Origin of the sequence: Flavobacterium sp. UBA2787 (assembly GCA_002352205.1) — a bacterium.
Lineage (GTDB): Bacteria > Bacteroidota > Bacteroidia > Flavobacteriales > Flavobacteriaceae > Flavobacterium.
This window is the reverse complement of sequence record DEHZ01000005.1, coordinates 192992-205184: the sequence shown is the minus strand read 5'-3', so window position 1 is coordinate 205184 and position 12193 is coordinate 192992. Positions and strand designations below refer to the sequence as shown.

The 12193-nt window shown below is 33.4% G+C and carries 8 protein-coding genes; 5 read left to right on the top strand and 3 right to left on the bottom strand.

The genetic code is table 11. The features are described from left to right. Positions 1-92: 92 nt before the first annotated feature. On the bottom strand, positions 93-2282 hold the full coding sequence (locus B4N66_RS04945; RefSeq protein ID WP_291092791.1) for a patatin-like phospholipase family protein: 2190 nt from the start codon (positions 2280-2282) through the stop codon (positions 93-95). A gap of 137 nt (positions 2283-2419) precedes the next feature. Then, positions 2420-4216 (bottom strand): excinuclease ABC subunit UvrC, encoded by a 1797-nt coding sequence (gene uvrC / locus B4N66_RS04940; protein WP_291092790.1) that lies wholly within the window; start codon positions 4214-4216, stop codon positions 2420-2422. Positions 4217-4323: 107 nt separating this feature from the next. Here uvrC and B4N66_RS04935 point away from each other — a divergent pair, with 107 nt between their 5' ends. Together B4N66_RS04935 and B4N66_RS04930 are read left to right on the top strand one after the other, a co-directional pair. Then, entirely contained in the window at positions 4324-5562 is a 1239-nt protein-coding gene (locus B4N66_RS04935) for a pyridoxal phosphate-dependent decarboxylase family protein (protein ID WP_291092789.1), read from the top strand. Then, positions 5555-6121, top strand: coding sequence for a 5-formyltetrahydrofolate cyclo-ligase (locus B4N66_RS04930; RefSeq protein ID WP_291092787.1), 567 nt, complete (start codon positions 5555-5557; stop codon positions 6119-6121). The genes B4N66_RS04935 and B4N66_RS04930 overlap by 8 nt, the downstream gene beginning before the upstream one ends. Here the strand turns inward: B4N66_RS04930 and B4N66_RS04925 are convergent. Continuing rightward, complete coding sequence (locus B4N66_RS04925; protein ID WP_291092785.1) at positions 6118-6753, bottom strand: lipoprotein signal peptidase; 636 nt, start codon at positions 6751-6753, stop codon at positions 6118-6120. The two genes, B4N66_RS04930 and B4N66_RS04925, sit on opposite strands and share 4 nt — an antisense overlap. A gap of 171 nt (positions 6754-6924) precedes the next feature. Here B4N66_RS04925 and B4N66_RS04920 point away from each other — a divergent pair, with 171 nt between their 5' ends. From B4N66_RS04920 to xrtN, 3 genes are all read left to right on the top strand, one after another. After that, entirely contained in the window at positions 6925-8172 is a 1248-nt protein-coding gene (locus tag B4N66_RS04920) for an LVIVD repeat-containing protein (protein ID WP_291092783.1), read from the top strand. Positions 8173-8437: 265 nt separating this feature from the next. Next, a complete protein-coding gene (locus B4N66_RS04915; protein ID WP_291092781.1) occupies positions 8438-10936 on the top strand; it encodes an XrtN system VIT domain-containing protein in 2499 nt (832 codons plus the stop codon). Continuing rightward, entirely contained in the window at positions 10937-12178 is a 1242-nt protein-coding gene (gene xrtN, locus B4N66_RS04910) for an exosortase N (RefSeq protein WP_291092779.1), read from the top strand. Positions 12179-12193: the final 15 nt, after the last annotated feature.

Below are 12193 nucleotides of genomic sequence, written 5' to 3'. Positions count from 1 at the left end.
CAAAGGCTACTAAAAAACCAAGAATTACAAACATTTTTTAAGGTTTTATTAAAATATAACACAAATATCGTAAAAATTTGAATACAACACAATTAAAACCAAAAACCTACACTAAACCAAGTATGGTGATCTTTGGTTTCTGGAGACCAACTGTGTTTGATTTCTACGGGACCAAAAATGGTCTCTAAACCATAGCCGAAACCATAGCCGGTGTAGGAAGGCTTGGTGAGCCATTCATCCGATTCAAAAATCTTATCTCCGGCATTCGCAAAGTTAGCAGAGAAATTAACATGATTTTTTTTGAAAATTTCATAATCCAATTGAAAGAGTGCTTTAACATAACTATTCCCTGCAAAACTTAAAAAATCATAACCATAAAAAGGTTTAAAGTTATTTATGGGATAAAAACCATAGCCACCAAAAACAAAATTAAAGAAGGGTACGGTTTGTTCCCCAATAGTTAGACCTCCATCGGTTTGAATAAATAAGGTAGTTCTGTTAAATAATTTTTGAGCAATACCTGCTTCGGCTTTTAGAATTGAAAAGTTGTTATAGGTATTGGTATAATCAGACGAATAGAAAAATGCTTGCACATCTCCATTAAAAGACCAACCTCTTTTTGGAAAATATTTATTATCAAATGAATCATATTTTAAATACCCAAAAGCACTAATATAATCACTGTTTTCGATTAGTGGGTTTCCTGTGTTTAACGTTTCAGATTTTAATTTCAGGTGTTTATACTCCAAACCTCCTGCAACCAAAAACTTCTGAATAAAAACCGTTTGCATGTATATTTGGTTGGTAAAATCTGAAAAATCTACATTAATGGAATTTACATCCTCCGAAGTAAACAAAACTCCTTGACTAAAATCAGTGGTAACATTTCTATTAAAACCGATAAATTTTGACTTGATGCCAAAACTCCAATAAAATCCATTATCAACGTAATAATCTAAGTAATACCTGAAATTATCCCCTAATACTAAATCGGCTGAAAGGATATCATTTTTAAACAACATTTTCTTTTGTGTAAAATTGACTAAAATGCCGCTTTTAAATAATCCATCGTAATGTAATCCTAATTTTAAAAAAGCTCTGTATGGGTTTTCAGTTAAATTTAAATTAATACGGTCGCCTTCCCCATCTTCCTCGATAGTATAATTAATTGACCCAAAATTTTGCGTTGCATTGAGGTTCTCAATACCCTGTTTTAGTTCTGCAAAACTTATTTTTCTTCCCGGTTTAAACCGAAGTTTCCCAACAATATAGGCCCTTGTATAATTTTCTAATTGAGTATGTGTTATAGCAGAAACATATAAACTGTCTCTTTCTGTTAAAGGAACAATTGTTTTTTGTTTATAGTAAGAAGAACTTAGTTTATTGAGTTGTTCAATCACACTTAAGGCAGCCTCTTCACCGGCATCAATAATCTTAGTTCCTTTGTCAAAAGAAATCACAGAATACTCTTCAACGTTTGGTCGAATATAAACATCGGTTCGCTTCTTTTTCTCTTGCATTTTTTGAATCATTTGCAAGTTAGAAATCTGAACCAAAATTCGAGTCGCATCTTTTAACGATTCGCGGTCTTTCAAGTCGTCTTGAACATCTACACCAATAATGATATCGGCTCCCATTTTTTTCACTTCATCAAGAGGATAATTGTTAATTACTCCACCGTCTATAAGATATTTTCCATCAATAACTAAAGGAGAATAAAGTGATGGAAAGGCTCCACTTGCCAAAATGGATTGAGCTAAAAAACCTTGATCTAACAAAACTTCTTGACCTGTTTCAATATCGGTGGCAATACATAAAAACGGAATGGGTAATTTTTTAAAATCCCTTTCATGTCTTACCGTTGCCGTTAAACGGGTAATCATATTATAATTATACAATCCTTTTGATAAAGCGGTTGGGATGCCTATTTTGAACTTATTAAAAGGTAATGCAAAGGCATACCTTTCGTCATTTGCTTTTTCATAGAAATTTTTGGATGATCGTGGAATGAAATCCTGAATCACCGCATCATAATCGGTATTGTTAAAGATACTGTCTAGTTGAGTTGCGGTGTACCCGGACGCATATAATCCGCCAATAATTGCTCCCATACTGGTTCCGCCGATGTAATCTATTTTTATACCAGCTTCTTCAATCACTTTTAAAACCCCAATGTGAGCCAATCCTTTTGCACCGCCACCACTTAAAACCAAACCGATTTTGGGTTGTTTTGGGATGGAATCTTGAGCATGAATGGTGATTGGTGATAGGTAAAAGGTCATGGATAACAAACACAAAAGACAAATCCTTCCTAGCCCCGATAGAGCCGATATCCTCGAAACGAAGTGAAGAGATATAGGCGAAAGCGGGAAAATGGAAACCAAAAAGGCGGGAACGATTCGCTTCAAATTGTATTGAGTTAGATTTTATTTTTGTAAAATTCGTGAATTTTTTTTGCTTTTGATGTACCAACCACAACAGAAATTTCATTTTCGGTAGCTAATGCTAATCTTTTAACACTTTTGAAATGTTTTAGTAACGTAATCATCGTTTTTTCACCGATGCCGGGAATGGTTTCGAGCGAGGTTTGCAAAGCCGATTTGCTTCGTTTATCGCGATGATGCGTGATCCCAAATCGGTGAGCTTCATTTCGCAATTGCTGAATAATTTTGAGTGTTTCTGATTTTTTATCGAGGTACAATGGCACGGAATCGCCCGGATAATAAAGTTCTTCGAGTCGTTTGGCAATGCCAATGATGGCGATTTTTCCGCGTAAATCTAACGCATCTAAACTTTTGAGAGCCGATGACAATTGTCCTTTTCCTCCGTCGATGATGATGAGTTGTGGTAGTGGTTGTTGTTCGTCAAGCAAGCGTTTGTAGCGACGGTAAACGACTTCTTCCATCGAGGCAAAGTCATCGGGACCTTCAACCGTTTTGATGTTAAAATGGCGGTAATCTTTTTTGCTGGGTTTTCCGTCTTTAAAAACCACGCAAGCCGCTACAGGATTGGTTCCTTGGATGTTGGAGTTGTCAAAACATTCAATGTGACGCGGTTCGACCGAAAGACGTAAATCTTTTTGCATTTGAGCCATAATTCGGTTGGTATGCCGTTCCGGATCTACGATTTGAATTTGTTTTAACTGCTCCAAACGATGATATTTGGCATTGCGTTGCGAGAGTTCGAGTATTTGTTTTTTGTCGCCCAATTGCGGAACGGTGATTTTAATTTTGTCGCCAAAATCAAGTTCGAACGGTAAAATTATTTCTTTGGATGTGAGATGGAAACGTTCGCGAAGTTCTACAATTGCGAGTTCAAGAAGTTCTTCATCAGATTCATCAAGTTTCTTTTTGAGTTCGAGTGTGTGCGAACGAATAATGGCTCCGTGAGCAATTTGAAGAAAATTGACATACGCCATAGTTTCGTCTGAAACGATGGAAAACACATCGATATTGGATAATTTTGGGTTGAGAATGGTGGATTTGGCTTGGTAATTTTCCAAAACTTCCATTTTTTCTTTGATTTTTTGGGCTTCTTCAAATTGCATGTCGGCGGCAAAAGCGTTCATTTTTTGTTTGAAATCTTTTAGACTTTCTTTGAAGTTTCCTTTTAAAATTTCGCGGATGGCATCAACGTGTTTTTGATAATTTTCCAATGTTTCCAATCCTTCACACGGTCCTTTACAGTTGCCGATGTGGTATTCTAAACAGACTTTGTATTTGTGATTTTGGATGTTTTGCTCATTTAAATCGTAATTGCACGTTCGCAACGGATATAATTCTTTGATTAAATCCAATAGTGTATTGACAATTTTGAAATTGGTATAAGGACCAAAATATTCTGAACCGTCTTTAATCATTTTTCGGGTAGGAAAAATGCGTGAAAAGGGTTCCTTTTTGATGCAAATCCACGGATAGGTTTTGTCATCCTTGAGGTTGATGTTGTAACGCGGTTGTAACTTTTTAATCAAATTATTTTCCAGCAAAAGAGCATCTTGCTCAGACAAAACCACGATGTGCTTGATTTCGACAATTTTTCTAACTAAAACGGCTGTTTTGTGATTGTCATGCGATTTTGTAAAATAGGAAGAAACCCGCTTTTTAAGATTTTTAGCTTTTCCAACATACAAAATCTTTCCTTCTTTGTCATAATACTGATAGACTCCCGGACCGTCGGGAAGGGTTTGAAGTTGGAGTTCTAAAGAATTAGTCTGCATTGTACAAATATATTAGTAAAAAAAGGAGCGTGCAATAGTTCGCCAACTAACATTTATCATATTTCCTTTCTGATAAACTATTTAGTTTTGCCCGAAATAATTTGATTATGACGTATTGGAAAAAATATACACATCAAGAACGGTTGAACCGAATTCAATTGGCTTTAGAGGAAAACGTGAACTTTTCAAAAGATATTTCATTGGGCTTTCCGGCTTCAAAATTAGATGGAAAAGTGTTTTATGACAATGCTCCGTTTCTAAAAGAAGCTCCAACTTTGCAAACGTTTGTGGCCAATCCAAACCACATTGGCTGTCACACATTAGGTGATTCCGAGAGTGTTTTCAGCGGCACACAACAATTGGAACGAGAAGTTTTGGATGCTATGGCCATTGATGTTTTTAAATCAAAACCCAATGCATTTGACGGCTATATTTCACCCGGCGGAACCGAAGCAAATATTCAGGCTTTGTGGATGTATCGGAATTATTTTCAACAGGAATGCAATGCAAATTTGAACGAAATTGCCATCATTGCTTCAGAAGACACACATTACTCCATCCCGAAAGGAGCCAATTTATTGCAATTGGATTGGTTAAAAATTCCGGTTGTTTTTAATACTCGTGAAATTGACAAGAAGGCTTTGCAAACTATTTTAGAAAAAGCTCATCTAAATGGCAAAAAACACTTTATTGTAGTATCAAATATGGGTACAACTATGTTTGGTTCTGTTGATAATCCGAATGATTATATCGAAATTCTGAACGAGTTGAAATTATCGTTCAAATTGCATGTGGATGGAGCGTATGGCGGATTTGTTTATCCGTTTAGCAATCCAAATTCAACTATAAATTTTTCGCATCCTGATATCAGTTCCATTACGATTGATGCTCATAAAATGCTACAAGCTCCGTATGGAACCGGAATTTTTATTTGCCGAAAAGACCTCATTCATCATGTTCTTACACGAGAAGCAGAATATGTGGAAGGAATGGATGTAACGCTTTGCGGAAGCCGTTCGGGAGCCAATGCCATTGCTGTGTGGATGATTCTTTCTACGTATGGTCCGCATGGTTGGTTTGAAAAAGTAAGTACCTTGCAAGGACGAACCGATTTTTTATGCCGAGAACTAGATAAAATAGGCGTCAACTACTTTAGAGAACCGTTTATGAATATTGTTACCATTCATTCCGAATATATCTCGACAGAAATCGCCAATCGTTTTAAACTCGTGCCACAATCGCATTTGAATGATAATAAATGGTATAAAATTGTGGTGATGAATCATGTGGAACCCGAACATTTAATTACATTTATAGCCGAATTGAAAGCTTCGGTTTATGCATAAAAAAGAACTTCGGTTACATTACAAATCACTTAGAGCTGCTCTTTCTGAACAAGAAATTGAAGAAAAAAGTATGGCCATTGCTAACCAATTACTTCGTTTGAATTGTTGGAATAAAACCTATTATCATTTGTTTTTAACTATTGAAAAACAAAAAGAAATTGATACAGAATTTATTCTGCAAATTCTAGCCGGAAAAGACAAAGAAATTGTAATTGCAAAAAGTGATTTTGAAACCCGAAAAATGACTCATTTTTTATTGACTGATAATACCAAAATCAAAAAAAACGAATACAATATTCCTGAACCTGTGAACGGTTTGGAAGTTCCTATTTCAATGATTGAAGTGGTTTTTGTACCGCTTTTAGCATTTGATCAACAAGGCCACCGCGTTGGGTACGGAAAAGGATTTTATGATCAATTTTTAGCCGAATGTAAACCGGAAACCATCAAAATTGGGTTGTCTTTTTTTGAAGCGGAAGATACTATTGACGGTGTTTTTGAATCAGATATTCCGCTGAATTATTGCGTTACACCATCCAAAATTTATCAATTTGGTTAAGCTGAAATTTCATTGTTAGAAACAACTTCTTCTTTTTCCGTTGTGCCGAAAGCTCTTTTGTTGAAAACAATTAAAATTCCGACTCCTGTAGAAATCGCCATGTCGGCAATGTTAAAAATGGCATTGAAAAAGGTGAAGTAATTTCCGCCTACAAACGGAATCCATTCGGGTAAAGTTCCTTTCCAAATTGGGAAGTAAAGCATATCGACTACTTTCCCGTGAAACCAAGTTCCATACGGATTGTCTGAAAACAAAGTGGAAGCGGCATAATGACTGTCATTAAAAATTACGCCATAAAAAACACTGTCGATGATATTTCCAAAAGCTCCGGCAAGAATGAGTGAAACGGCAACAATCAAATAGTTTGAACTGTGCTTTTTTACACTATCCCACAACCAATAACCAATACCAAAAACCGCTACAATTCGGAATAAGGTTAAGAATAACTTTCCGTGATCACCCGGAATTTTGGTTCCCCAAGCCATGCCTTCATTTTCGATAAAATGAATTCGGAACCAATCGAAAACAACAATTTCATCACCTAATTTAAAAGTCGTTTTGATGTATAGTTTAGATATCTGATCAACTAACAAGATGATTATGACGATCAAATAGGCTTTCTTTAAAGACATTCTTAAGATTTTATGCTGCAAAAATAACAATTATCTCAAACAAAAGGCGAATTATGGAACAAGAGGACAAAACTTTAAACAATATTTAGCATTTCATGCAACCTTTTTTAGATTTTGCATCTCAATTGTACACAACTGTTATTACATTTGTATAACCTAACCAAACTGATAATGAAAACATTAAAACTACTTTGCTTATCCTTGTTTGTGACCTTTTTTGCGAGTTGTAATCAAGAAGATGACAAATCAACAGATACGGCTAAATTTGCTGTTCCTGTAATTAAATCATTGGATGCTTTACGAAGTAACATTTCGGTGACTTCAGCACAACAAACCAACGCGGACGGAAAAATTTACATTGCAGAAAACCTGCTTTTTTATGTAGCTCAAGAATCCGGAATTCACATTTTTGATAATTCAAATCCTTCAAGTCCGCAAAATACGGCTTTCATCAATTTAGAAGGCGTGCATGATATTGCTGTAAAAGGCAATTATTTGTATGCTGATAATTTTGTGGATTTGGTTGTTTTTGATATTTCTGACATAAACAACATCAATGTGGTTAGAGTAGCCGAAAATGTAATTTCCTTCTATCCTATTTATCCTGATGATGCAGAATTTTATGCATACGATGTAAATCCATCTGAAGGGGAAATAATGGTTGGCTTTAGAATTGAAAATCGTGAAAGACCTACTGGTGATGCAATCTTTTGGGCGGATGATGCGTTGGCAAATTTTGAAAGTGTTAGCGGTGGGAATGTGGGAACCGGTGGCTCGTATGCCAAATTCCAAATTAACAACAATGCTTTATATACGGTTGAATCGTATAATTTAAAAGTCTTCAACATCTCCAATCCTACTGAAACTTTTTATGACAAAACCGTCTATATGAACGAATGGTTGGGTGGTGGTGTATTTGAAACTTTATTTAAACAAAAAGAATTTCTTTTTATTGGTTCAACTAACGGAATGTATATTGTGAATGCCTTTGACGAATTCAATCCTTATTTTGTCTCTAGTTTTGCTCATGCAACAGCTTGTGACCCTGTGGTTGTTCATGGAAATACGGCATATATCACTGTTCGTGGAGGTTCAAATTGTGGTTCAATTGAAGACCAAGTCAACGTAATTGATATTACCACTATTGAAAATCCAACCTTAATTTCAACTTATTTACTGAATCAGCCGTTTGGTTTGGGAATTAGAAATGATGTTTTATATGTGTGTGCCGATGGAAATTTGAACGTTTTTGATGCTACAAATTCAACTGAATTAACCTTAGAAAACACCTACGAAGATGAAGTTAAAGATGTGATTGCTTTAGATACACATTTAATTGCCGTTGGAATCAACAAAATCATCCAATATAATTATGGAGAAAATCATACGTTGGAAGTGATGAGTGTGGTGAATTTTTAATTTACACCTGAATCCAACATAAAAATTGTGAATTTTAGAAATTGATAAAATAATTAATACTAATTACCGTTCAAAATTAACCCAGATAGTCGACTACTATTTGGGTTTTTTGTGGTTATACATTTAGGAATTTAAAAGTTCTTATTTAGCTTAACTCATAATTTCATTAACATCAAATCTACTCAGAATAAAAAATTAAAAAAAATTAGGTTGTAATAAATATTTAATTAACTTTGTTTTTCAAAGTACTTTAAAAACATTAAACATGGGAATCAATCTGGAAAATTTTAGAAATTATTTTAATCGAATTGGGGTTAAATCGAGTGTTGCTGTAACTGTTTTGGGAATATGTATGCTTACAATCGCTCTTATCGGGCTAAGAATTAACAACGATGCCATGCAAACGTTATGTGTTTTTAGTTTATTTGTTGGATTGGTTTATGGTGTTATTGTTTCTTTTAAACTAATCAGAAAAAGAGAAGAATTTATCCATCTGGTTCCTTTCTTGATTTTAAATTGGTTTATCGGATGTTTTTGTACCAATGTACTCATTAATATTTTTGAAAACTTACCGGTTTGGGTTTATGTACTTACTTTTTTATTTTGCTTTTCAAATTTTTTCATTTATAGCAATTTCAAAAACAAATGGATTATTCCTATATCCTTTTTTATCAATGGAATAACAATTTTATTAATCATTTACTACGCTATTTATTTAATGCCATTAACCTTCTATTCTCTTGTGGGGATTTTGGCTTTAGGCCTAGGGTTCTATGGTTTGGTTCCATTCATTGTGCTTGTTATTCACACATTTAGATTGGTTACTGTTTTACCAAAAAATAAAAGTAACATTATTTCATTCAGTAGTGGAATAATTTTAACTATACTAAGTTTTGTTGCTTTTACGATACAATTAAATAAAGAAAGTGAAAAAATCAGAAGTCACTCCATTTCAAAAACATTTGAAACCAACACTGATTTGCCAACTTACATCATCGTTTCTCAAAGTTTGAAGCCCAATTTTTTTAATGAAATTTTACTTAAAAAAGACTTGGTTTATACTTCAACAGAGAATTTCTTTGATTCTCAACAGTTTCGTTTTTTTTCTGCTAAACAATATAATGAACGAAAATCGCACAATCCTTTTGTGAATGTGGCTTATTTTTATACAAAAGATTCAGGATTGAGTGTTGATGATCGAATAAATATTTTAAAATCAAATTTTGATAAAAGGCTTGAAACCGAAGAGCAATTGTGGAGCGGTGATGATTTAATTACTAAAAACATCAAAGAAGACGTAAAAATTTATCCCAACGAAAGACTCGCTTATACCGAAATCACAATGGATATTGCCATTGAGGAAATGACATGGAATCCTAAAGAAGCTATTTATTCATTTCAACTGCCGGAAGGTTCGGTGGCAACATCACTTTCATTATGGGTTAATGGAGTTGAACGAAAAGGTATTTTAACTACGAAAGAAAAAGCTCAAAAAGCTTACACTCAAATCGTTGGTATAGAAGCTCGCGATCCATCTTTAATGCAATGGCGAGAAGGAAACAGAGTGGTTGTTAGAGTTTTCCCTGTTAGTTATGATTTACCAAGAACTTTTAAGTGTGGTTTCACAACACCTTTGAAAGTGGAAAACGACAAATTAAAATACCAAAGTTTAAACATAAAAGGTCCAAATATTTCAAATGCTGAAACGCTTTCCAGACTTCAAATTTCGGGCAATGAAAAGTTTGATTCAGATAAGAATTTCGAATTAAAAAATAACTTTTACATCAATGAATCAAAAGGATTGGATAAATGGGAAGCCTTTCTTCCTATCGGCAATTCAACTTATTCAAGTTCGTTCATTTGGAAGGATAATTTGTATGAAATCAATCCGATAGAAAGCGGAAATAGTTCGTTTATTCCATCTGAAATTGTGTTGGACTTGGACAGTAATTGGTCATTAGAGGAAATCAAAAAAATCGTCAATCTCAGCAAAAACAAATTTGCGGTCATTATTAATAATAAAAAAGAAGAAATCAATTCAGCAAACTATGAAACTGTTTTTACTCAATTTGAAAATTTACAGTATTCGTTATTGCCGTTGTATATATTATCTGAAAACAGTTTAATTATAACCAAAAGCGGCTCCTATTCAGCAAATTTTGAAGAATTGCAAGCCTCTGAATTCTTGAATAAAATAAAATCCGGCACTAAGCAAAAACAGTTGAAAGCAATTAATATTTCTTCAGAAATTAACCCGTTTTGGCAAACTATTAAAGAACAAAAATATGTTGAATTTATTCAAGCAGATTTAGAAAATGCATTGAAATTAGTAAAAAACAATCAATTTCTTTCGCTTACAACTGATGAAAATAGGGTAAATATTGAACCAGCCGGCATTTCAATTCATAAGAAAGAAAAGTTAGAGAAACTTTCTAGCAATGGATCAAATCACATCTACAGAATGTATGCTTTTGGAAAAGTATTAGAAGAACAAGTAACTATTCAAAACGATTCTTTAGCAGTTAATAAATATGTCACTTTAGCTCAAGATGCTAATATTGTAACCCCAATTACTTCTTTAATTGTTTTAGAAACAGACGAAGATTACACTAAACACGGTATCGAAAAAAACATTGACACTTTAGGAAACGCTTCTATTAATAACGATGGTGCTGTCCCTGAACCGCATGAATGGGTTTTAATTATCTTAACCTTAGTTGTACTTTTTGTTTATTATAAAAAGAGTAAAAAACAATCGGTTTAAATGAAGTTTTTATATCAAAATAAAATTGCGTTTGCCATTCTCGTCATCCTTTTTATATTGGTGCTGAATTATGAGGTGATTAGTTTTGGCGTTTCAAATGATTTTTTTGGGATATTTTTTTCTGTAATTTTATTTTTTATTGGTGGCAGAAAAACCAACATCAAAATTAGTTATTGGCTTGTTGGATTAATTATTTTGTTTGAATTTATCAGTTTCCGACTCCACACAAAATCGCTTCATTTTCTATCGATTGCTTTTTTTATTTGTTTGATTTATTATAGTTTAACTAAGAAATTTTCGTTCATTGCTTTTATTTGTATTCTATTGTTTTCTGCCGTTTTCAATAAGTTTTTCGAACATTTAACTTCAGAAATTAAACAATCACTCTGTAATATTGTCTATCACACGTTAAAAACTTTCATAGAAATTGATAAAGTAGAAGGAGTAAATTTTTATATCAACGGAGCAAGAATAACAATCGATACTGCTTGCATGGGATTGTCGATGTTTAAAACCGGATTACTTACTGGAGCAATACTACTAACAATAGAAGAAAAAAAGCAAAATCGGTATTTTGGAATAATTCAAATTTTACTTTTCTGTTTAATCGTAATTCTTTTAAATGTTCTTTCCAATTATTTCAGAATTATTGCTTTGATTCTATTAAAATGCACTGAAGAAAACCTTCTTCATCATGCGATAGGATTGTTTTGCTTTGTTGTATATCAAGTTGTTCCTATGCTATTTCTTATGCGATATTTCAAACCAAAGAGTGCAGAAATAAGTACATCCGATTTTAATCCAAAACTCATTCCAATTGCTGTCTCTTTCGTAGTTATTCTTTTGACAAGTTTTGAAATGAAAAACCCAATAAATCATGATTTACTTACGGATATTGATTCACAATACAACCTAAAAGAGGGAAATTGGGTTAATGACGAAGTATTTAAAATTGAAACAAAAGAAAAGCTAATTTACATCAAAACCCCATCGCACAAACCACTTATTTGTTGGACAGGCGATGGTTACAAAATTCTTCAAGCTAAAGAAATTTTAGTTGATACTCAAAAAGTATGGTTTAATGTAATGGAAAAAGATTCCGTTTTATATGAATCTTTATGGTGGTATGAATGTGGCAACAAAAAATATACATCATTTCTCGAAGTAATGTTAATGAAATTAATTTACAACAAACCGATTCGATTGATTAACGAAGTAAAAAGAATTGATTCTGAAAACTAATTCATTTTTAACCAA

What these genes read in the sequence shown, in the direction of transcription:
- B4N66_RS04945 (WP_291092791.1), bottom strand. Translation starts at nt 2,282, where the DNA reads ATGACCTTTTACCTATCACCAATCACCATTCATGCTCAAGATTCCATC.
- uvrC (WP_291092790.1), bottom strand. Translation starts at nt 4,216, where the DNA reads ATGCAGACTAATTCTTTAGAACTCCAACTTCAAACCCTTCCCGACGGT.
- B4N66_RS04935 (WP_291092789.1), top strand. Translation starts at nt 4,324, where the DNA reads ATGACGTATTGGAAAAAATATACACATCAAGAACGGTTGAACCGAATT.
- B4N66_RS04930 (WP_291092787.1), top strand. Translation starts at nt 5,555, where the DNA reads ATGCATAAAAAAGAACTTCGGTTACATTACAAATCACTTAGAGCTGCT.
- B4N66_RS04925 (WP_291092785.1), bottom strand. Translation starts at nt 6,753, where the DNA reads ATGTCTTTAAAGAAAGCCTATTTGATCGTCATAATCATCTTGTTAGTT.
- B4N66_RS04920 (WP_291092783.1), top strand. Translation starts at nt 6,925, where the DNA reads ATGAAAACATTAAAACTACTTTGCTTATCCTTGTTTGTGACCTTTTTT.
- B4N66_RS04915 (WP_291092781.1), top strand. Translation starts at nt 8,438, where the DNA reads ATGGGAATCAATCTGGAAAATTTTAGAAATTATTTTAATCGAATTGGG.
- xrtN (WP_291092779.1), top strand. Translation starts at nt 10,937, where the DNA reads ATGAAGTTTTTATATCAAAATAAAATTGCGTTTGCCATTCTCGTCATC.